This is a genomic window from Mesorhizobium sp. WSM4833 (assembly GCF_055811095.1).
Genome location: NZ_JBVVQG010000009.1, coordinates 304818 through 325455, shown reverse-complemented (window position 1 = coordinate 325455; position 20638 = coordinate 304818). Strand labels below are relative to the sequence as shown.

Here is a 20638-nt window from a genome sequence, read left to right as displayed (position 1 = left end):
CAACATGGGCCGGAATCGCGACCTGAGCGCGATACCCATCGAACTTGTCGAACTCGAATTCATGGCTCGATTCAATCGTGTGCGTGGAATTCGGTTCCAAGCGGTAGTCGACAGATTGAACCGGAAGAGTCTGGCGGCGTTATTGGGTCTGGAATGGCAATCCTTTGGAGGACGAAATGGCCAGTACTGGAACAACCCGTGGACGCAATCAGGACCGCGCGAAGGTTGCTGGCGGGCAGGATAATGAAGTGAAATACGAGGCAGGAAAGACCGGCGCGAGGAAGGCTGACGTGAAATCGGTCGGCAACAGCCGCAAGAAGATTGAGGACAAGCTGAAAGAATAGGCCACCGTTCGCGTGCGCAAATGATCCGCTTAGCCACCTTCAATGTGAACGGCGTTAATGGCCGGCTGCCCGTGCTCCTTAGGTGGCTGACGACTACGAATTACGACATCGTCTGCCTGCAGGAACTGAAAACGTCCGACGAGAAGTTTCCAATTGGGGCGATCCGCGAGACGGGATACCGCGCGATCTGGCATGGCCAGAAATCCTACAACGGCGTCGCTATCCTGGCTCGCGGAGTAGACCCGATCGAGCGCCGACGCGGGCTTCCCGGCGACCCTGACGACAGCCATAGCCGCTATATTGAGGCGGAGATCGGCGGGCTGGTTGTCGGCTGTCTTTACCTGCCAAACGGAAATCCCGCGCCTGGTCACAAGTTTGACTACAAGCTGCGCTGGTTCGACCGTCTGATGCGCTACGGCCGAGCTCTTCTCCAAGAGGGCGCGCCGACCGTGCTGTGCGGCGACTATAATGTCGTCCCAACTCCGATTGATGCGGTGGTGCCGCGACGATGGATTGGCGATGCGGTTTACTTTCCCGAGAGTCGCCAATCCTATGCCGATATGCTTGAGGACGGCTGGACCGATGCGCTCAGGTGCATCCATCCGGACAAGGGTGTCTACACCTATTGGAATCACTCCTATGGGGGCGGTTACGACAGGAGTTCTGGCCTGCGAATGGACCATCTGCTGGTCAGTCCCTCGTTGTCGTCCCGGCTTCGCGATGCGGGGGTGGATGCAGAGACGCGAGGATGGGAGAAGCCGAGCGATCATGCGCCTGCATGGATAGAACTTGCTAGCCCGAGTTGAGACTTGAAATGCCGTCCGATTCTGGCTGCTCCAGACTTCGCCCCCTTTGTCTGAAATTTGTAGTCATTCTTCGGACCACGTGGCGTCGCGCATTACTTTTGCCACCGAGCGGGAATATTGTGTTTGGATCTCCATACAATCTGCACGAGCAGGTACTTGGAAACGACAGGATCGAAGGCGTGGGAACTAGCCACGTTGCGTCACGCGGGCAAACGCGTCAGTCTGTAGATTCGAGGCTTGTCTCGGCTATGTACGCAATGGACGACAGGAGCCCGGCGCCCTCAAGCCAGTCATGCCTCCGGTGTCGGACAGCGCACCCCACGTTTTCTTCCGTATCATGATCCAACAGGTGACGGGCCGTGAAGCAAGTGAATAGCTTTCTTCACTGTGGCGACCAGCGCTGGACCGATTCAGGTGGAGCGGCTCTAGGTAGTTTCCCGTAGGGACATAACCGAATTTCGCGACCCGCGGATTCGCGCGATTGCTGTGTCACGGATGAACCGGGAAAACAGCCATGCACGCCTACACCTCCTCCAGAATTTCGCTGCCGTCACGGTCTGCCCAGCCCAACTTGCCGGAGGCTTTTGAGCCCGCACTGCTGCAACCACTCAGCTTCTATCCCGCAGGCGCGGAAATCTACGCCCAGGGCGGGAAGGCCTCTCTATCTGCCGTCGGCGGTGTCAGCTGCTGCGTGTTGCTGGCTAATCGCGATTGTGTCCCGGTCGATCGCCGTACTTTCCAGATCAACGGGAAGACGTGGTTTTCCGGATTAGACGTGATGGGAGATGTCAGCCTGCCAGCTGGCGGCAGTTCGAGCGCCGTAGGCCCACCGATCCGTCCTGACTGCTTGCGAAAACTCGCTCCATAATTTATATGACCACTTTAGTCACGGGAGCAATCATGATGAAAGAGATTCAGCTCAAAGACGTCAAGGCTACGTTCTCACATGTGGTCGACGAAGCGGTTGCGGGCGCACCGACGGTCGTCACCCGTCACGGCAGAAGAGAGGCTGTCGTAATCAGCTATTCGGACTACGAACGCCTTTCCCGTGTGCCGTCGCTGGGTTGGCTGCTCACAAACTCGCCCCTGGAGGAAGCTGACCTGCCAGCGCGAAGGCGAAAGCCCGCACGGGCTCTGCGCGATCCGGCGTTCTGACATTGTACCTTTTGGACACGAATGTCGTCAGCTTGCTCGCCCCTTCGAAACGCAGGACGCCCTCCGATGAGAAACTAGCGGCCTGGATAGTCGAGCGATCGTCCGACCTTTGGCTCTCCGTAATCACCTCGGCCGAGATCGAGGACGGCATCGCGAACGCCAAGCGAACCGGTGCCACCAAGAAGGCGGGCGCGCTCGCTGAATGGTGGGGAGAAATCCGTCACTACTACAGTAGCCGAATCCTCCCTCTTGACCTCGAAACGGCAACAATAACTGGGCAACTCATAACAGTCGCTCGGGGTGCTGGCATCTCACCTGGTTTCGAGGACATCGCTATTGCTGCAACAGGCATGCAACACGATCTGATCGTGCTCACCGACAACGAGAAGGATTTCAGACCGCTCGGCATTCGGTATCAGAATCCGTTCATCGGGCTTCCAGAATAGGCGGACGGCGACCAATGGGCGCCTCCAGCATGACCATGCAATGACGTAGGCGGGGTTATGCGACGCTGGGCGAATCTGACGGCGGTGCACCGGACTTCCTGATCGACCAGCGGCCAGCGTATATTTGTGCCCCTTCAGGTTGAGGGGCCTTGTTGCCTATGGGCTGTCCAGGTTGTTTGCTTGAAAGGCCCAACGCTGACAGGGCCTTGGACGTGAGGTAAGAGCTTCATCGTCATTGAATACCTTTCTCGACGTCCAACGAGACGGTAACAATCAGTCATCCAGCCACCTTGACGCGGGCGTGCCGCCCAGCGGATGTCGGGCTGATGTGCGCCGACGGAAGGACGTGTCCTCGACCGTCACTTCTGGCGAGCGGCATCGCCATCATTAGTGATGGAACGGAAAAGAAACCATTCAGCGTCAGACTACCGCTTTTCGACGCACCTTTTTCGAACACGTCGGAACGAGCGCTTGTCGCGCAGCCCACGATGCCCCCATTGGTGAATCGGATCCATGAAGAGTCTGACAATACGCCACCGCATCCTCGTCAGTTTCGCTGCCGTTCTGGTGGTCATGTCCGTGATCGCCGTCATCGCGTACGCCTGGTTTCTTCAGGCGGGGCAGGAGGCGACTGAGGTCGAGAAGGGCATCCTTCCAGACCTCTATCACAGCACCGCGATCATGATGGGCCAGATGACGGCCCATAGTCTGCTTCAGGAATATGCCCTTCAGGACAACCCATCGGATAGAAGCACGCTTGAAAGCGCGATCACGACCAATCGCGACCAAGTGCAGCGGTCGATGGGCGACTATGAAGCAACAATCGTCTCCGACATCGACAAGCAGAATTATGCAGTCGTCAAAGAACTCGCCAACCAATTTCGTCTGGCTGAAACTGCTGTGCTGGACACAAGCCGGGCTGCCTTGTCGAAAGGTGAAACTCCCAATGAAAGCCTGGCCATCAAGAACACCGTAGAGCCGATCTTTGTAAAGTTGCAGTCCGCTCTGCAGGCCATGGTTGAGGATCACAGAGGCGAGGCAAACAGCGCGACGCAGCGGATCAGCTCGATCGTTAGAACGGCCGAAGTCGGTTTGAGCGTTGGCTTGTTGATAGCCCTCGGACTAGCCCTTCTTTTGGGTTACCAGCTGTTTCGCGCCATTACAGGTCCGCTCACTCGTTTGGTCAACGCGGTTCAATTGATGCGGCAAGGCGACTTCAGCGAACGCCTCGATCTGAGGCGCCGAGACGAATTCAGCGTGCTTGCCGACGGCTTCAACGCAATGGCGGACGATCTCACAACCCTCATTGGTCAGGTTCAAAGGTCCAGCATACAGGTCGGCACATCGATAACTGAGATCGCCGCCACCTCCAAGCAACAGCAGGCAACTGCGACTGAAATCGCAGCGACCACAACAGAAATCCGCGCGACAGCCAAGGAGATCTCCGCCACGTCAAACGAGCTCGTCCGCACGATGAACGAGGTCTCGACAGTTGCCGAGCAAACTGCTGCCGTCGCCGGCGGAGGGCAAGCGGGGCTAACCCGTATGGAAGAAACCATGCAGCAGGTCATGGAAGCGGCCGGCGCGATCAATTCCAAACTCGCGATCCTGAGCGAGAAAGCCGGCAGCATCAATCAGGTGGTGACGACCATCACCAAAGTGGCCGATCAGACGAACCTTTTGTCGCTCAACGCTTCCATAGAGGCTGAGAAGGCCGGCCAATATGGCCGGGGCTTTGCAGTGGTGGCGACGGAAATCCGAAGGCTCGCGGACCAGACGGCTGTCTCCACATACGATATCGAGCAGATGGTCAAGGACATCCAGTCGGCAGTCGCGGCCGGGGTGATGGGCATGGACAAGTTTTCCGAACAGGTCCGCCGGGGTATGCAGGAAATCCAGCAGGTCGGCGGGCAACTCTTCGAGATCATTCAGCAGGTTCAGGGGCTGGTGCCACGTTTCGAAGTCGCCAATGAAGGCATGCAAGCGCAGGCGACCGGCGCGGGGCAGATCAGCGACACGCTAACGCAGCTGAGTGAGGCAGCTCAGCAAACAGTCGAATCCCTTCAGCAATCGACGCTCGCGATCGACGAGCTCAATCAAGTCTCAGGCGGCATGCGAAGTAGCATTTCGAGGTTCAAGCTGAGAGCGTAGCGAGCCGGCAGTAGGGGGTGACAATGCTATTTCTCGCCTTCAGCATGGGTCCGGATCGCTACTTGATCGATGTCCACCAAATTGAAGAGGTGCTGCCTCGTCTCGATGTGAAGGTCCTGCCGGGTGCGCCAACCGGTGTGGTGGGTCTGGTCAGCTACAACGGAATACCCATCCCGCTGATCGATGTTACTCTTCTTGCGCTTGGCCGGCCGTCGGAGCGCCTATTGAGCACCCGGATCGTTGTGACGCGCTATCACGCGCATGATGGCGAGCAGCGCCTGCTGGGACTGATCGCGGAACGGGTGACGGATACGCTTGAGCGAGACCCTGCCGACTTCGCGCCGTTCGGACTTGAACCAGGAACCCCGCCCTATCTTGGGCCGGTGGCTTCCGATGGTTCGGAGATCATTCAGTGGGTCAAAGTGGCATCGCTGCTTTCGGAAGAGATACGTACCGCATTGCTCCGCCAGGCCGCGAAGGGTGATCAATGACCGGCGCAATTGAAAAGCTCCTGACGGAAACCATCGGACTGGACAGTGCCAGCGTTGGTCCGACAGTGGTCCGTCAGGCGGTCAGAGATCGGATGGCAGCATGCCGGATAACCAACCCTCAGACCTATAAGGAACACTTGACCGGTTCCTCGCAGGAGTTGCAGGAGTTGATCAATGCGGTGGTGATCCCGGAGACCTGGTTCTTTCGCGACCGAGAAGCGTTCACCATGCTGGCGCGGCATGCGCGCGTGCACAAGCGTGCTCAGCCGATTAAAGTCCTGAGCCTGCCATGTTCAACCGGCGAAGAGGCCTATTCGGTCGCCATGGCCATGTTCGATGCCAGCTTTGAGGCGCACGAGTTCAAGATCGATGGTGTGGACGTCAGCAGCCGCAATATCGCGACGGCTGAACGCGCGATCTATGGGCGCAATTCGTTTCGCGGCAGCCATCTCGAATTCAAGGATCGCTATTTCGAAGCGGCCGAGAGCGGGTTGCGTCCTACAGCTGCGGTGCTGAAACAGGTTCGGTTCAGGGTAGGAAACCTGTTCGGCTCTCGCGCGTCTTTCGGGCAAGAAGTCTATGACATCGTGCTTTTCCGCAATCTGCTGATCTATTTCAATCGAGAGCTGCAGGATCGCGCGTTGATCTGCCTGAAGGACCTACTGGCCAAAGACGGACTCCTCCTGGTCGGTCCGGCGGAAGCAGCTCTTCCAAGGTTGCATGGCTTTATTTCCGCTGAATGGCCATTGGCCTTTGCCTTCCTGAAATCGGAGCCCGTCAAGACCACGGCGCCGACAGTTTCGGCCGCCATCCCGGTGCCGACGCCAACCCCGAAGGTCAACAAGAGCAAGCCTCTTCTTCGGCCCCGACCGACAATTGGCAATGAAGCCCGTGGACAGGCGCCGGCCAAGCCGCTTGCACAGGCCTCGGAAAGCCTCATCGCGGTTGAACGGATCGCCAATGCAGGACGGGTAAAGGAGGCACAGGAGGTCGCCCTGGCGCATCTCAAGGAATTCGGTCCTTCCGCGCAAATCTTCTACTTGCTGGGCCTCGTCCAGGATGCGGATGGCGCAGCACCCCAAGCCGCGCAAAGCTATCGCAAGGCGCTCTATCTGGCGCCAAATCATCGAGAAGCTCTCATCCATCTGGCTTTGCTGCTTCGCAAGCAAGGCGACCATAACGGCGCCGAGGCCCTGGCTGGCCGGCTAGGCCGGGTCCAGAAAAGGAGCGGCAGCTGATGGCGGCTTCGACAGGGATCGCTCAGCCGTTGGAGCAGATTGAAATCGACGACTGCTGGCGGCAAATAGGCGTACGGGGTGACAAGTCATGTGCGCTGCTGGAGCAGCATCTCCACTGCCGGAATTGCCCGACCTATAAGAAGATTGCACGACACCTCCTCGACCGTGCGGCTCCCTCGGTATATCGCGACGAATGGCCTGGTAACGCTGGCCGAGCAGGGATCGATCCGGCCAACGACGAGGCGCTGCAGACGGCTGTTCTCTTCCGTTTGGGGGAAGAATGGCTGGCACTTCCGGTCGGTATTTTTCATGAAGTGGCTGAATCTCGCCGCGTTCATTCACTTCCACATCGCAGAAACCGTGCACTGCTCGGTATTGCGAATGTCCGTGGTGAATTGCTCGTTTGCCTGTCCCTGGCTGAATTGCTCGGGATAGACGAGCGCAAGGAGGGGGAGCAAAGCACGCGAACCAAGGTATTTCGCCGCCTGGTTGTTGTGGGCGAGCGCGACAAGCGGGTTGCCTTTACGGTTGATGAGATCCACGGCTTACATCGCTATCGGGCGCGCGACACTCTCGCTGTGCCAGCCACGATCGACAAGGCGCTGTCTGCGGCTACTAATGCCGTTCTGCCCTGGCAGGGACGGGCCGTTGGTTGTCTCGACCCAGAACAACTGCTCACGATGCTGGATCGGAGCATGGCATGACAGATGAGGACTTCAGCCAGGTTTCGATGCTCAGCCTCTTCCAGGCCGAACTGGAGACGCAGTCACAGGCACTAACGTCTGGGCTTCTGGCACTGGAACGCAATCCTGTCGCCGCCGATGCCCTGGAAGCATGCATGCGTGCCGCACATTCCCTGAAGGGAGCTGCCCGCATCATCGACCTGATGCCCGCGGTCAAAGTTGCAAATGCGATGGAAGATTGCCTGGTCGCCGCGCAACGTGGGCATCTGAGAGTGGGACGGGATCATATAGATGCGCTCCTGCAAGGCTGTGACCTTTTGAAATTGATCGCATCGGGATCATCGAGCGAGCGCGCCAACTCAGAAATCGAAAGCTTTCTCGCGAAGTTTGAGGAATTGTCGCCCCCCGAGGCGAAGCCCGGGGCCCAAAATTTTGCAGCTGATTTCGCCACTCCTGATCATGCCCAGGATCAGCTGGCGACGACCTCTTCAGCGAATCTCCTCGTTGGGACGCCACCGCAAACCCACGGCAGCATTGGCTCAGATAGAATGGTTCGGGTGACGGCAGACAGCCTGAACCGATTGCTCGGGTTGGCTGGCGAGTCGCTGATGGAAGCTCGGCGGCTCAGGCCATTCGCTGACGGGCTACTGCGACTGAAGCGACTTCAATCGGACCTCGCAAGTGCGTTCGACAACCTTCACGCAGTGCTGCCGCCGGGTTCAAATGATGCGGCCGTAGTGGAGGCGCTGGCTGAAGCCCAGCGAAAGCTTCGGTTGAGCCAAGCGTTCCTGGCGGAGCGTCTCGATGAATTGGATTCAGTGGATCGCAAAGCGACCGATCTTGCCAACAGATTGTACGACGAAACGTTGGCGAGCCGGATGCGGCCTTTCGAGGACGGCGTGAGACACTACGCAAGAACGGTCCGCGATCTCGGCCGTACCCTTGGCAAGCGGGCGCGACTGGAGATCGTAGGCGGCTCGACCGGCATCGACCGCGATATCCTCGAACAGCTCGATGCCCCTTTGGGGCATCTTTTGCGCAACGCTGTAGACCATGGGCTTGAACCGCCTGAGGAGCGCCTCGCGATGGGGAAACCCGAAGAGGGGCTGATCAGGCTCGAAGCGAGGCACAATGCCGGGCTGCTGCAGATAGCCGTGGTGGACGACGGCAGGGGGATCGAGATCTCGAAGCTGCGCGAGGCTGTCATCGCCCGACAGCTTGCGACCAGGGAAAGTGCTGACACACTCAGCGAAACCGAATTGCTCGCATTCCTGTTTCTGCCAGGCTTTTCGATGAAAGCGGGCCTTACCGACGTGTCCGGCCGTGGTGTGGGCCTCGATGCGGTGCAGGCGATGACGAAGGAGGTCCGCGGAATCACGAGCGTTTCCTCGGAATTTGGTCGTGGAACCCGGTTTCAACTGCAGCTGCCGCTGACGTTGTCAGTCCTGCGCACACTACTCGTCGAAGTCGATGGAGAGCCCTATGCGTTTCCACTCGCCGCCATCTCCAAGACAATGAGATTGCAGCGGATGCAGATCAACCTGCTGCAGGGCCGACCGCATTTTCGCTTGAACGATCGACAGATCGGGCTGGTGACCGCGCGCGAAGTGCTGGATCGAGGAGAGTCCGGATCGGAACCGGACGAACTCTCGGTCGTCGTCGTGGATGCAGGTCGGGGCGATGCATACGGCCTGATCGTTGACCGTTTTCTCGGGGAACGCGAGCTGGTGATCAGACCTCTCGATCCACGGTTTGCCAAGATCAAGGACATCAGCGCAGCGGCCCTGATGGAAGACGGTTCGCCAGTTCTGATCTTCGACGTCGATGATCTGATCCGATCGGTGGAAAAACTTGCATCGTCTAGCGGATTTAGGGCTGTTCGGCGCGCTGCGGGCGGTCCCGAACCGAGCAGACGCAAGCGCGTGCTCGTGATTGACGATTCACTCACGGTCCGCGAACTCCAGCGCAAGATGTTGGGCAATCACGGTTATGATGTCGAAGTGGCGGTCGACGGTATGGACGGATGGAATGCCGTCCGGTCTGGTCCTTTCGATCTTGTCGTCACTGACATAGATATGCCGCGCATGGATGGCATCGAGTTGGTGAGCTTGATCAGAAAGGACGCCCATCTCAAGAACACACCCATAATGATCGTTTCATACAAGGATCGGGAAGAAGATCGCTCGCGCGGGCTTGACGCCGGTGCGGACTATTATCTGACCAAGAGTACCTTTCAGGACGAGGCGCTGATCCATGCGGTCGTGGACATGATTGGCGAGGCGACTGAATGAGATCGAAATTGGAAGCCAACGAATGAGAATCGGCGTAGTCAACGACATGCCGATGGCGGTTGAGCTTCTGCGCCGGCTGGTCTTGTCGACCGGCGAACATCAGGTCGCATGGGTCGCGACCAATGGGCGTGAGGCGGTCGAGGTCTGCAGACGTGATCTGCCGGATCTGATACTCATGGATCTAGCGATGCCAGAGATGGACGGCGTGGAAGCGACGCGCAGAATCATGGCGGAAACCCCGTGCTCAATCTTGCTGGTGACCGCCAGTATCGAAGCCAACCTCGCCGGTGTCTACGAAGCAATGGGTCATGGCGCGCTTGACGCGGTCGATATTCCGTCAGTAGGCATCGAAGGTAACGCGTCCTCGCAATCCGCACGGCTTCTAACGAACAAGATTGCGACGATCGGCAAGCTGATCGGTGATGCGCCGGCCAAGACAAAAAGGCGGATGTCACGTGACGCTGAGCCGACACCTCGACGCTTAATTGCAATCGGCGCCTCCGCGGGCGGGCCGGCCGCCGTTGCCGCAGTCCTGAGTGCGTTTCCCGTTGATTTTGACGGCGCGATCGTGCTCGTCCAGCATCTCGATGCTCAGTTCGTGCCGGGGCTTACTGATTGGCTGGGACAGCATACGCCTCTCCCGATCCGTCCGGCGCGGGAAAAGGATAGTCCTCAAGCGGGCACTGTTCTCGTAGCCAGTTCTGCGGATCATCTGGTTTTCAAATCGGCTCAGCAACTTGGCTATACGCCCAGCCCCAAGGACAATGTTTATCGGCCGTCCGTGGATGTGTTCTTCGAAAGTGCGGCGCAATGGTGGCCTGGCTCGGTGATTGGTGTCCTGCTCACAGGCATGGGCAGAGATGGTGCGCGCGGGCTAAGACAGCTCCGCGACAAGGGGCATCTCACAATCGCGCAGGATAGAGCAACGAGTGCCGTCTATGGCATGCCGAAGGCCGCTGCCGACATCGGCGCGGCTGTTGATATTCTTCCTTTGAGTGCGATCGGCTCACGTATAATCGAAGCCTGCGAACGCTCCACGTGAAAGGGCTCGTCAGATGACGCAAGAACCAGAGCTGGTCCCGCCACTCGCAGATAACTATTCATCCATGGTTCTGCTCATCGATGATCAGATCATGGTTTGCGAGGCGGTCAGGCGTGCTTTAGCCAACGAGCCCGATATTTCCTTACACTTCTGCACCGACCCGTTGAGAGCAATGACAGTCGCGGATGAGGTAAAGCCAACCGTTATCCTGCAGGATCTCGTCATGCCCGGCGTCGATGGGCTGCATCTGGTGCGAGAATACAGGAAGCATGCGTCGACGCGCGCGGTCCCAGTCATTGTGCTGTCGAGCAAGGAAGATCCAGCCACCAAGGGCGAAGCCTTCGCTGCGGGAGCGAACGACTATCTCGTCAAACTGCCGGATCGTATCGAGCTGATTGCACGTATTCGATATCACACGCGGGCTTATCTGGATCACGTCCAGCGAGACGCGGCATACCGAGCGCTGAGGGAAAGCCAGCGACAGCTGATCGGTGCAAATCTCGAGCTTGAACGTCTGACGCGGATCGATGGCCTGACGGGCCTCGGCAACAGGCGCTATTTTGATGAATATCTGGCGGCCGAATGGAAGCGCGCTTTTCGCGCACAGTCCCCATTGTCGCTGTTGATGATTGATGCCGACAACTTCAAACGATACAACGATACCTATGGCCATATGGCCGGCGATGAGGTGCTCAAGCAAATCGCCCGCGTAATCCAGAGCGGTTCCGGCCGCTCCACCGACCTAGCTGCGCGGTACGGAGGCGAAGAGTTCGTGGTCGTGCTGGTCGACACTTTACTGGAACAATCCAGTGCGATCGCAGAGCGGCTCGTCCAGGGCGTGCGGGAGTTGAACATACCCCACGGCCCGGATCGTGTGACCATCAGCGTCGGGGTTGCAACAGCGGTGCCCACCGCGGACGAGACGCCAAATGATTTCGTCAATGCTGCCGATTTGGCCCTATTTCGTGCCAAATCGGAAGGACGAAATCGTGTCGCGGTTCATATGTCCCGCAGCTAGACAAGCTGAACGTACTTCTCAGGCTAAGATGGAACTTTCTGAGCGTACGTTGAACGCGCCTGGGCTCGCCCGGGCCTTCAAGAAGCTCTATGCCGACCAGCTCGCTTACTTTGCGGCTGGAGCTCGAACCCATCGTTAATGACCGCTGGGCGTCCGGTTCTGGGTGGGAACGTGCCGGTTCGCCTGATCGCTCGAATTTCTGCTTTTGGGATTCCGCTGGGGCCAGCTCAACGGCTGACTTGAGGCGCAAAGCGGAATATCAGCATCGCGCCGCGATGGTTGAGATTCAATCGCGGCTCAATGCTCGCCGGAGAGCACCGAAGCGAATGCGATATTGCGCCGGCGTCACCCCGACCTTGCGGCGGAAGAGACGCCCGAAAAAACTCGCATCCTCATAGCCGACTTCACTCGCCACCGCTTCGACCGGGAGATCGCCGGTCTCCAGCATCTGCTTGGCTTGCTCGAGCCTGAGCGCGTGGATGTAGTCGATTGCCTTCATTTCCGTGGCCTTGGCGAAGCGGCGCACGAAGGAGCGCTCGGACAGGCCTGACAACTTGGTCATGGCGGCGACGGGCGAGGGCGTCCGGTAGTTGCCTTCGGCCCATTTCTGGCAGCGGTTGATCACCGCGTCGTCGGTCTGGCGAAAGCGCATCAGCGCGGCGAAGGGCTGTTGGCCCATGTCGTGCCACTGCAGCATGTAGACCTTGGCGACCTGCATCGCCTCCTTGAGGCTGACGAAGCGCGCGATCAGATAGAGGGCGAGATCCTCCCAGCTCGAGCCGCCCCCGGCCATGACGATGCGGTGGGCCTCGCCGGTCAGCACGAGAGACTGGCCCGGCTTCACCTTAACGCCGGGATAGTTGTTCGTGAGCGTCTCGACATAGCCCCAGTGAATGGTGGCATCGCGATTGTCGAGTAGCCCGGCCTCGCCGAGCAGCACCGCGCCCGAACAAGCGCTGGCCAGCATGGCGCCGTCGTCATGCGCTCGCTTCAGCCATGCGGCTTCGGCGTCATACTGCCCGGCGACGCTTTCTCCCGGATTGACGAAGAAATCTGGAATACAGACGATGTCGGGTGGCGGGCAATCGGCAAGGCTGTGATCTGGGCGCATCCAGATGCCGTTTGCAGCGCGAAACGGGCTGCCGTCCCCAGCAACCACATAGGGCCGCATGCGCGGCGTGCCCGCCGCACCGCTGGTTATGAACAGGAAATCCCTGCCGGGCGAGGAAAACAGGTCGAACATGCCGTAGATCGTGGAGGCGGTAGCCTCCGGAACGGCAAGGATCGCCACATTCAATGGGCCGATCTGTTCAACCATGGCAGAAATGACCGCCTTTCAGCATTTTCGACTTTAGCGGCCCTGCCCGCGCCGCGCTAGCGTGTGTGAAACGAGGAGACCGCCACATGGCCGCCACCGCTACCCTTGCAGCATCGAGCATCGAAAGCTTCCGTTCCATCATGCGCGGCGAGGTGCTGGAGCCGTCGAGCCCATCCTATGACACGACGCGGATCGTCTGGAACGGCATGATCGACCGACGTCCCGCTCTCATCGCGCGCTGCCGGAGTTTTGCCGATGTCGAGGCGTCGGTGAATTTCGCGCGCGAAGAGCGGCTGGCGATCGCGATCCGCTCCGGAGGCCACAATGTTGCAGGCTACGCCGTCTGCGACGGCGGCCTGATGATCGACATGTCGCTGATGAATGGCGTGCGGGTCGCGCCCGGCCTCGATCGTGTCTTCGTCGAGGGCGGCGCTATTTGGGCCGATGTCGATGCGGCCACCACCCCGCTTGGTCGCGCCACGCCGGGCGGCCTGATTTCGGCGACGGGCGTTGCCGGCCTGACTCTTTCCGGCGGCATCGGCTGGCTGCGCGGCAGCCACGGCCTCAGCGTCGACAATCTGCTGGCGGCCGATCTGGTGACCGCCGATGGCCGCCTCATCCATGCCGACGCGACCCAGAACCCGGATCTCTTCTGGGCGCTGCGCGGCGGCGGCGGCAATTTCGGCGTGGTGACGAGCTTCGAGTTCAAGCTGCATCCGATCGAGCCGGAGCTGATGTTATGCGGTCCGGCCTATCCCGAAGAGCGCGCCAACGAGATCATTCCACTCTGGCGCGACTTCATGCAGACCGCACCCGATCGCCTGAGCGGCCTAGCGGAATTCTCCACGCTGCCGAACGATCCCTCGATTCCCGAGCGTGCAAGGGGCCGGCGCGTCCTGGCGCTTGCGCATGTCTATGACGGACTGGCCGACGAGGGCGAGCGGGTCGTGGCGCCCTTACGCAGTTTTGGAGCACCGATTGTCGATTTCAGCGGCCGCATGCCGTATCGCACCATCCAGTCGCTCTATGACGGCCTGTTCCCGAAAGGCCGCGACCGTTGCTACTGGAAATCCACCTACCTCTCGCGCCTCGACGACGAGGTTATCGGGGAGATCACCGCGCGGATGGCGAAGCGGCCCTCCGAAATGACCTTCGCCTCGATCTGGAAGTTCGGCGGTTTCGTCCAGCGCGTTGCAGCCGATGAGACTGCCTTCGGTGACCGGTCCATGCCCTTCATGCTCAGCCTCGACGCCATCTGGCCAGGCGCTGATGAGGACGACGCGAACATCAGCTGGGTTCGCAGCTTCTGGCAGGACGTGCAGCGCTACTCGACCGGCCGCCTCTATCTGAACTTCCCCGGCCATGGCGAAGGAGCGGACCTCGTACGCGACGCCTTGGGAGCCGAAGCCTATGGGAGGCTCGCCAAGATCAAGCACAGATACGATCCGGACAATCTGTTCCGCCTCAACCAGAACATCCTGCCAATGCACTAACGCACAATTCAAGTCGGCGTACGGTAGCGACTCTCGCCTGGGCATTTGCCAAGTCACGAACGGCTTACGATCATTCGCCGAAATCCGAGCTCCCCGCACGCGCTGGATGATGATCAGTCTTCGCCGCGCGAAACCGTGCTAGTATTGGACTGCGGCTTCGTGCTTGAGGGGAACCGGCTTGAATAGCTCGCCGCCTGCAACGTTCGTACTCAACGGCGTGACCGCCGACGTGAGTAGGGAGACCTTGCGCGACCAATTCAACAGGACAATCGCAGTTCGCCACCAGACCTTCGCGGTACTTCGCCACCTTCTGGAGAACGCTGATCGCGTCATCACCAAGGACGAGTTGATGAAGGCGGTCTGGACGGGCTAGCCGTCACCGATGACAGCCTGGTCCAATGCATTCACGAGATCCGTGCGGCGCTCACGACAGTCGCCAGGCCGTCGTGCAGACAGTGCCGACGCGCGGTTACAGGTTGGTCCTTCCCTCAAATGCCGGACCAAGAATGATTACAATTCTGGCGGCAGAATTGGCCGCCGAGGTCCGGCCGGCAGGCCAGGATGAGCGGAGCATTGCTGCACCTACCCCGGCCTACAGGCAGGTCCTTGATCGGCTACTGATAGAACATGCCGGTCGTGTCTTTGCGGCGTCGATGAGACAGTACTTGCGGAGTTTGCTGGCCCTGTGCAGACAATCGTTCACAGCTATGGATGCAAATCACGCCTTCCAGAACGGCTTTTGAAGTTCCGCCTCGACGGCAGCCAGGGTGAGACCGACGTCGTCGATCCGCTGAGGCCCATCTTCCGCCAGTCGCTTCAGTTCCTCGCGATAGTACTTGCGCTCGCGCCAGACCGCGACCAGGCCGCGCAGGGCGAAGAGTCTCGCCCAGACCGATACCGGTTCAGTCGTCCACGTCGGCTGTTCGCTCCAGAGAGACTGGTAGAGTCTTGAGGTAAGAGAAAGCTGCGTGCTCATTTGGCTCGTCCTTTCTTGGTGCTGCTAAAATCGATAACGCTACTTTGGCGGATGAGCGGACCTGCGTACTAAAGCGCGGCCGAAACTGTTCCGAAAAATTCCGAAACGTTTAATATGGCGGGATGCAACGGGTTCACCTCACCTTTGGTCCGTTCGTGCTCGACCCTGAGAAGGGGACGCTCCTGCGACATGAAATACCGATCTCCATCGGGCATCGCGGCATCACGCTGCTCGCCACGCTTGCGGCCCGGCCCGGCGACATCCTGACCAAGGCCGAGCTGATGGAAGCTGCCTGGCCGGGCCTGGCGGTCGAGGAAAGCAATCTCACCGTCCAGATTGCGACGCTGAGGAAGGCGCTCGGCCCCACCGACCAAGGTGGCGACTGGATCGCCACCGTGCCTCGCGTCGGCTACCGCTTCACCGCGCCTGTCGAGCGCGTGGAAGGTTCAGTGCAGCGACCAATCGCGCCGTCCGGCAAACCCACCATTGCCGTGCTGCCCTTCGCCAATTTGAGCGGCGATCAGGACCAGCATTATCTGAGCGACGGCATCACCGAAGATATCATCACTGAACTGGCGCGTTACCGGTCGCTCGTGGTGATCGCGCGTAATTCATCTTTTCAGTTTCGTGGGCCAGCGCCGGAGGGCGCGGAAGTCCACCGGCAACTCGGCGCGCGCTACCTCGTCGAGGGCAGCGTGCGACGGCTCGGGAGCCGTATCCGGATCACGGCGCAGCTGATCGACGGCGCCAGCGGCTTCCATTTGTGGGCTCAACGCTACGACAGGGCGCTTGAGGACATCTTTTCGGTTCAGGAGGAGGTGGCGGCCCTCGTGGCTTCAACCGTCCAAGGCGCCGCCGAGGCAGATGCGACTAGCCGCTCGCGGCGAACGCCGCCGGCCGATTGGGCCGCCTACGACTACTACTTGCAGGGTCGCGCGCACTACCATCAGTATGAAATGGACAAGGGCGAATCCATGTTTACCCGGAGCGCCGAACTCGATCCGACTTTTGCTCAAGGGCATGCCTATCTAGCGCAGTGCCTGGTTGCGCGATTCTGGTACGACCGCGATCCTCGTACGCTGCAAAGTGCCTTGCGGTCTGCGCGCACAGCGCTCCTGCTCGACCGGAATGACGGCATCTGCAACCAGAGCATGGGTCTCGTGCTTGTACATATGCGCCAGCATGGGGATGCCGGACTGCATTTCCAGCAGGCCCGTACGCTCAATCCGCACGACGTCAACATTGCCGGAGACTATGCAAGCTGGCTCAACTACGGCGGCCAGCCTCAGCAGTCCTTGGCGGTCCTCGAAAGGGCCATACTGCTCGACCCGTTGCCCCCGGTCTGGTTCTGGGAGGTGAAGGGAAGCGCGCTCTTCCTGCTCGGCCGATATGCCGACGCCATCGACGCTTATCGGAAGGCCGGCGACCAGTTCTTCATCCATGCCTTTCTCGCGGCGGCCTACGCCCATCTAGGCGAGATGGAAAACGCGCATGTCGCAGTCGAAGCCACACTGAGGCTGCAACCGGACCTCTCGCTTGGCTACCTTGCCCACCTTCCCTTCGCAGACCCATCTTCCTCCGAACACTTCCTCTCCGGCTTCAGAAAGGCCGGCTTTTTATAGGATCCAGCCGGTCCGACAACTCATCGCCGCAGTTGCGTGCATGTGAGCAGTAAGAAGGACGACGGCAATGATATTCGACAGGACAACCTCCCATACTGTTGGAACCTGACATACGGGGTCATTGCTGGATCAGGCCCGTCGTCCAGCAACGCAGTCATGTTACCTTTGGCAGACCGTCCGCTTTCGGGCGAAGGTAAAGTTTGCCGAACTCCGAGATCAGGCGCATTGCTGCCGCCAGCCGGCAACCGCTGCGAGGGTGAGGAAGGACAATGGGATTGTGCCTGGCGCCAGGTCGCTCGCATCGAGAAGAAAGACCCGCCATGTGGAAGCTGCCGGACCCGATCACCACGGTCGGGCGTCACGGCATCCTGTTCGGGACCGCCATACTCCCATGAGTGTCAGCGACGGCTGGTTTCGACCTTCGGCAACAATATCTGGTTCGTCCTCGTGCATGTAAAACTGGAAAGAAACGCGCAGTCGCGACGTTCTCTACATTGCGGTACTTGACATGGACTCGATATCGCTCGCGCAGTATCCTCTCGGCTTGACGCGTGTCCACGGTGCCCGGAATGTCAGGCGCACGCGTGAGTTCACCAAGTGGGTTCTCTCGCTACCCGGCAGTGAGGCAGCCTCGCCTGGTCCGCTCGGATTGCTACCAATACCAGCTGTGTTTTGGGCATGCGTTTGAGGGCAAGTCTTCAGAGCCTCGCCGGACAGGTGGAAATGAGCTCGGTGCGATCAGGATGGACAATTGTGCTCGAACTTGACATAGCCGACGTCTTCGCGGCCCGCCATGCACTCGACGGCGATGGCCATCCCGGCTCCAACCTTGAAGCTGTTATCTGGCACTAACCATGGTCCGCCCCAGCCCAGTCCGAAGGAATGGCCATGGATTGGGTAGCCGCAAAAAATTCCGCGGCCGTCAAGAACATCGAGGACTGCCTTGTACAGATCGCTTGCCGTTACGCCAAGGCGGCATGCGGCCACGCCTGCCTCAATTCCGGCAATGGCACCGTCGTAGATTTCATTCTGCCGCGCGGACCACTTTCCCCGACAACGACAGACCTTGAGAAGTCCCAGACCTAGCCCTCGACAGAAGGCGATGAGGGCCTGCCCCTCAGACCCCGTGAACATCATGCGAACACGACGCCAAAAGCTTCATTGCCCTCATCTCGCGGCAGATCCAATGCTCACGCAAGGAATCAGCCGTCGGCGGCCGCTCAAAATTTACCATTCTCATGAATAGTCCCAAATATTTAACACCTACCGATATCTTGGCGGCTATAGTCCGGGCCGCGCTGGTGGACTTGGAAATATCTCGGCATGTGCGGTTTTAGCGGCTATTTCGGCACTGTCCGGGATGGGAGGGCGCTCCTTGAAAGGATGACGGCTGCCATTGCGCATCGCGGCCCCGATGAGCAGGGGTTCTTCACCACAAAGGCGGCCGGCCTCGGCCATGCGCGGCTGTCCATCGTCGGTCTCGGGGACGGCCAGCAGCCGATGTCCGATGCGACGGGCGATCTGACGATCGCCTTCAACGGCGAGATCTTCAACTATGTGGAATTGCGCGAGCAGCTTCGCGCGAAAGGCCGCCATTTCCGGACAACCAGCGACACCGAAGTGATCCTGCATCTCTATGACGAGATGGGGGAGGATTGCGTCTCCGCGCTCAATGGCGATTTCGCCTTTGCGCTCTGGGACGGCCGCCGCCGCCGCATGGTTCTGACCCGCGACCGCATGGGGGTCCGGCCGCTCTTCTATACAAGGCAGGGCGAACGGCTTTACTTCGCCTCGGAGGTCAAGGCGCTCCTCCAGGCCCCGGGCGTCGCGGCCGAGATTGATCCGGTCGCACTCGACCAGATCTTCACGCTCTGGGCCCCGATCGCGCCGCGCACGCCCTTCCGCAACATCTACGAGATCGAACCCGCAAGCCTGATGATCGTGCAAGAGGGCAGCGTCTCGACCCGGCCCTACTGGAGTCTGGAGTATCCCGACCGGGACGCGCCGCCCCGGCAGGGGGACGAGCGTGCCGCGGCCGAGGAACTGCGCGCCCTCCTGACGGAGGCGACCCGCATGCGCATGCGCGCCGATGTGCCAGTCGGCGCCTATCTGTCTGGCGGCCTCGATTCCTCCATCACATCGGCGCTGGCGGCGGGCATGGCGCCGGGTGGCCTCAGGACCTTCTCGGTCACATTCGATAGCGCCGAACATGACGAGAGCCCCTTCCAGATCGAGATGGCCCGTGCGCTCGGCACGCATCACAGCGCCGTCGCCTGCGGGGAAGGCGATATCGCCGCCGTCTTCCCTGACGTTATCCGCTTCACCGAGCGGCCGATCCTGCGCACTGCCCCTGCCCCGCTCTACAAGCTCTCGAGCCTCGTGCGCGAGGCCGGTTTGAAAGTGGTGCTGACGGGCGAAGGCGCCGACGAAGTCTTTGCCGGCTACGATATTTTCAAGGAGGCCAGGGTTCGGCGCTTTTGCGGGAGACAGCCCGGCTCCCGCATCCGGCCGCATCTGTTCCGCAAGCTCTACCCCTATCTTCCCGGCCTAAGGCAGCAATCGGCCGAGTACCTGTTCTCCTTCTTCGGGGCTAGCGGCGCGACGCTTGACGATCCGCTGTTCTCCCATCGGCCGAGGTTCGACGGCACGGCGGCGACGAAGCTGTTCTACTCGGGCGATCTGCGTGCCACATTGTCCGGATATGACGCCGCCGAGGAGCTCGCCGCGCGGCTGCCCGAGGCGTTCGCCCGCTGGCATCCCTTGCATCAGGCGCAATATCTGGAAGCCCGCTTCCTTCTCCCTGGCTATATCCTGTCCAGCCAGGGCGACCGCATGGCGATGGCCCACGGCATCGAGGGCCGCTTTCCCTTCCTCGACCATCATCTGGTCGAGTTTGCCGCCGGCCTTCCTCCCGAGATGAAGCTGAAGGGGCTCGTGGAGAAGCATATTCTGCGGGAGGCGACCAAAGACCTGCTGCCGGCCGCCATCGGCCGGCGGACCAAGCAGCCCTATCGCGCACCGGATAGCCAGTCCTTCGTTGGGCCGGGCACGAGGGACTATGTCCAGTCGGCCCTGGGCGACGCCGCAGTCAGCGCCGGCGGGCTCTTCAATCCGAAGGCAGTGGCAAAACTACATGAGAAATGCAGCCGCCAGCCGGCCTCCGGCTTTCGCGACAACGCGGCCTTTGTCGGCATCCTGTCGACGCAGCTGTGGCTGACGACTTTCACCGGCACAGGCATTTGCAACGCAAAGGCCGCCTGACACCACCAAGGAAAGCGAACGACATGACCGATACGATCCAAGACGCAGTGAAGGCCTTTGTCATCGAGAACTTCCTGTTCGGCGACACCACCCACGCCCTCGCCGATACGGACTCGCTGATCGAGAACGGCATCATCGATTCGACCGGCGTTCTGGAACTGGTGGCCTTTATCGAGGACCATTGCGGAATCACAGTTGCGGACGCCGATATCGTGCCGGCCAACCTCGATTCACTGGCGCGCATCACGGCCTTCATCACAGCGAAGACCGCATCGCTCGTCGCGGCGTGACGGCTGGCAGCGG

Annotated in this window: 20 protein-coding genes; 17 read left to right on the top strand and 3 right to left on the bottom strand. The window is 60.1% G+C overall.

What is annotated here, in order from left to right:
• Positions 1–176: 176 nt before the first annotated feature.
• From AC0L2D_RS20685 to AC0L2D_RS20630, 12 genes are all read left to right on the top strand, one after another.
• Positions 177–344, top strand: a complete 168-nt coding sequence (locus AC0L2D_RS20685; RefSeq protein ID WP_082827599.1) for a DUF3606 domain-containing protein — start codon at positions 177–179, stop codon at positions 342–344.
• Between the two features lie 20 nt (positions 345–364).
• Positions 365–1150: an exodeoxyribonuclease III gene (xth, locus tag AC0L2D_RS20680; protein ID WP_063173843.1), complete on the top strand. Its 786-nt coding sequence runs from the start codon at positions 365–367 to the stop codon at positions 1148–1150.
• A 514-nt stretch (positions 1151–1664) separates the two neighbouring features.
• Positions 1665–2018, top strand: a complete 354-nt coding sequence (locus tag AC0L2D_RS20675; RefSeq protein WP_245267643.1) for a hypothetical protein — start codon at positions 1665–1667, stop codon at positions 2016–2018.
• A 35-nt stretch (positions 2019–2053) separates the two neighbouring features.
• The gene (locus tag AC0L2D_RS20670; RefSeq protein ID WP_027163544.1) at positions 2054–2305 is read left to right on the top strand and encodes a type II toxin-antitoxin system Phd/YefM family antitoxin; all 252 of its coding nucleotides are present in this window, start codon (positions 2054–2056) and stop codon (positions 2303–2305) included.
• A gap of 2 nt (positions 2306–2307) precedes the next feature.
• The gene (locus tag AC0L2D_RS20665; RefSeq protein ID WP_027163543.1) at positions 2308–2751 is read left to right on the top strand and encodes a type II toxin-antitoxin system VapC family toxin; all 444 of its coding nucleotides are present in this window, start codon (positions 2308–2310) and stop codon (positions 2749–2751) included.
• Between the two features lie 513 nt (positions 2752–3264).
• Positions 3265–4902, top strand: coding sequence for a methyl-accepting chemotaxis protein (locus AC0L2D_RS20660; RefSeq protein ID WP_027163542.1), 1638 nt, complete (start codon positions 3265–3267; stop codon positions 4900–4902).
• Positions 4903–4925: 23 nt separating this feature from the next.
• Positions 4926–5393: a chemotaxis protein CheW gene (locus tag AC0L2D_RS20655; protein WP_032809478.1), complete on the top strand. Its 468-nt coding sequence runs from the start codon at positions 4926–4928 to the stop codon at positions 5391–5393.
• Complete coding sequence (locus AC0L2D_RS20650) at positions 5390–6631, top strand: CheR family methyltransferase (protein ID WP_013525367.1); 1242 nt, start codon at positions 5390–5392, stop codon at positions 6629–6631. Before AC0L2D_RS20655 ends, AC0L2D_RS20650 begins: the two co-directional genes overlap by 4 nt.
• Positions 6631–7335, top strand: a complete 705-nt coding sequence (locus AC0L2D_RS20645) for a chemotaxis protein CheW (protein WP_027163540.1) — start codon at positions 6631–6633, stop codon at positions 7333–7335. The genes AC0L2D_RS20650 and AC0L2D_RS20645 overlap by 1 nt, the downstream gene beginning before the upstream one ends.
• Entirely contained in the window at positions 7332–9605 is a 2274-nt protein-coding gene (locus AC0L2D_RS20640) for a hybrid sensor histidine kinase/response regulator (RefSeq protein ID WP_027163539.1), read from the top strand. Before AC0L2D_RS20645 ends, AC0L2D_RS20640 begins: the two co-directional genes overlap by 4 nt.
• A gap of 22 nt (positions 9606–9627) precedes the next feature.
• Positions 9628–10647 (top strand): chemotaxis response regulator protein-glutamate methylesterase, encoded by a 1020-nt coding sequence (cheB, locus tag AC0L2D_RS20635; protein ID WP_013525364.1) that lies wholly within the window; start codon positions 9628–9630, stop codon positions 10645–10647.
• Between the two features lie 64 nt (positions 10648–10711).
• Positions 10712–11665 carry a response regulator gene (locus AC0L2D_RS20630; protein WP_275954888.1) on the top strand — a complete coding sequence of 318 codons (954 nt, stop codon included), beginning with the start codon at positions 10712–10714 and terminating at the stop codon, positions 11663–11665.
• Positions 11666–11951: 286 nt separating this feature from the next.
• On the opposite strand, the gene AC0L2D_RS20625 is transcribed toward AC0L2D_RS20630, so the two are convergent.
• Entirely contained in the window at positions 11952–12983 is a 1032-nt protein-coding gene (locus tag AC0L2D_RS20625) for a GlxA family transcriptional regulator (RefSeq protein WP_024505318.1), read from the bottom strand.
• Between the two features lie 86 nt (positions 12984–13069).
• Between AC0L2D_RS20625 and AC0L2D_RS20620 the strand changes: the two genes are divergently transcribed.
• Together AC0L2D_RS20620 and AC0L2D_RS20615 are read left to right on the top strand one after the other, a co-directional pair.
• Entirely contained in the window at positions 13070–14476 is a 1407-nt protein-coding gene (locus tag AC0L2D_RS20620) for an FAD-binding oxidoreductase (RefSeq protein ID WP_013525361.1), read from the top strand.
• Between the two features lie 178 nt (positions 14477–14654).
• Positions 14655–14849 carry a winged helix-turn-helix domain-containing protein gene (locus AC0L2D_RS20615; protein ID WP_027163536.1) on the top strand — a complete coding sequence of 65 codons (195 nt, stop codon included), beginning with the start codon at positions 14655–14657 and terminating at the stop codon, positions 14847–14849.
• A gap of 345 nt (positions 14850–15194) precedes the next feature.
• On the opposite strand, the gene AC0L2D_RS20610 is transcribed toward AC0L2D_RS20615, so the two are convergent.
• On the bottom strand, positions 15195–15452 hold the full coding sequence (locus AC0L2D_RS20610; RefSeq protein WP_013525360.1) for a DUF1127 domain-containing protein: 258 nt from the start codon (positions 15450–15452) through the stop codon (positions 15195–15197).
• A gap of 122 nt (positions 15453–15574) precedes the next feature.
• On the opposite strand from AC0L2D_RS20610, the gene AC0L2D_RS20605 reads away from it, so the two are divergent.
• Entirely contained in the window at positions 15575–17074 is a 1500-nt protein-coding gene (locus AC0L2D_RS20605; protein WP_013525359.1) for a winged helix-turn-helix domain-containing tetratricopeptide repeat protein, read from the top strand.
• 738 nt (positions 17075–17812) lie between these two features.
• Here the strand turns inward: AC0L2D_RS20605 and AC0L2D_RS20600 are convergent.
• Positions 17813–18211: a M24 family metallopeptidase gene (locus tag AC0L2D_RS20600; RefSeq protein WP_027163535.1), complete on the bottom strand. Its 399-nt coding sequence runs from the start codon at positions 18209–18211 to the stop codon at positions 17813–17815.
• A gap of 186 nt (positions 18212–18397) precedes the next feature.
• Between AC0L2D_RS20600 and asnB the strand changes: the two genes are divergently transcribed.
• Positions 18398–20335, top strand: a complete 1938-nt coding sequence (asnB, locus tag AC0L2D_RS20595; protein WP_013525357.1) for an asparagine synthase (glutamine-hydrolyzing) — start codon at positions 18398–18400, stop codon at positions 20333–20335.
• A 23-nt stretch (positions 20336–20358) separates the two neighbouring features.
• The gene (locus AC0L2D_RS20590; RefSeq protein WP_013525356.1) at positions 20359–20625 is read left to right on the top strand and encodes an acyl carrier protein; all 267 of its coding nucleotides are present in this window, start codon (positions 20359–20361) and stop codon (positions 20623–20625) included.
• The last annotated feature ends 13 nt before the right edge of the window (positions 20626–20638 follow it).

Excerpts from the sequence above, each read along its gene's own strand:
- AC0L2D_RS20685 (WP_082827599.1), top strand. The coding sequence starts at position 177 with ATGGCCAGTACTGGAACAACCCGTGGACGCAATCAGGACCGCGCGAAG.
- xth (WP_063173843.1), top strand. The coding sequence starts at position 365 with ATGATCCGCTTAGCCACCTTCAATGTGAACGGCGTTAATGGCCGGCTG.
- AC0L2D_RS20675 (WP_245267643.1), top strand. The coding sequence starts at position 1,665 with ATGCACGCCTACACCTCCTCCAGAATTTCGCTGCCGTCACGGTCTGCC.
- AC0L2D_RS20670 (WP_027163544.1), top strand. The coding sequence starts at position 2,054 with ATGAAAGAGATTCAGCTCAAAGACGTCAAGGCTACGTTCTCACATGTG.
- AC0L2D_RS20660 (WP_027163542.1), top strand. The coding sequence starts at position 3,265 with ATGAAGAGTCTGACAATACGCCACCGCATCCTCGTCAGTTTCGCTGCC.
- AC0L2D_RS20655 (WP_032809478.1), top strand. The coding sequence starts at position 4,926 with ATGCTATTTCTCGCCTTCAGCATGGGTCCGGATCGCTACTTGATCGAT.
- AC0L2D_RS20650 (WP_013525367.1), top strand. The coding sequence starts at position 5,390 with ATGACCGGCGCAATTGAAAAGCTCCTGACGGAAACCATCGGACTGGAC.
- AC0L2D_RS20645 (WP_027163540.1), top strand. The coding sequence starts at position 6,631 with ATGGCGGCTTCGACAGGGATCGCTCAGCCGTTGGAGCAGATTGAAATC.
- AC0L2D_RS20640 (WP_027163539.1), top strand. The coding sequence starts at position 7,332 with ATGACAGATGAGGACTTCAGCCAGGTTTCGATGCTCAGCCTCTTCCAG.
- cheB (WP_013525364.1), top strand. The coding sequence starts at position 9,628 with ATGAGAATCGGCGTAGTCAACGACATGCCGATGGCGGTTGAGCTTCTG.
- AC0L2D_RS20630 (WP_275954888.1), top strand. The coding sequence starts at position 10,712 with ATGGTTCTGCTCATCGATGATCAGATCATGGTTTGCGAGGCGGTCAGG.
- AC0L2D_RS20625 (WP_024505318.1), bottom strand. The coding sequence starts at position 12,983 with ATGGTTGAACAGATCGGCCCATTGAATGTGGCGATCCTTGCCGTTCCG.
- AC0L2D_RS20620 (WP_013525361.1), top strand. The coding sequence starts at position 13,070 with ATGGCCGCCACCGCTACCCTTGCAGCATCGAGCATCGAAAGCTTCCGT.
- AC0L2D_RS20610 (WP_013525360.1), bottom strand. The coding sequence starts at position 15,452 with ATGAGCACGCAGCTTTCTCTTACCTCAAGACTCTACCAGTCTCTCTGG.
- AC0L2D_RS20605 (WP_013525359.1), top strand. The coding sequence starts at position 15,575 with ATGCAACGGGTTCACCTCACCTTTGGTCCGTTCGTGCTCGACCCTGAG.
- AC0L2D_RS20600 (WP_027163535.1), bottom strand. The coding sequence starts at position 18,211 with ATGATGTTCACGGGGTCTGAGGGGCAGGCCCTCATCGCCTTCTGTCGA.
- asnB (WP_013525357.1), top strand. The coding sequence starts at position 18,398 with ATGTGCGGTTTTAGCGGCTATTTCGGCACTGTCCGGGATGGGAGGGCG.
- AC0L2D_RS20590 (WP_013525356.1), top strand. The coding sequence starts at position 20,359 with ATGACCGATACGATCCAAGACGCAGTGAAGGCCTTTGTCATCGAGAAC.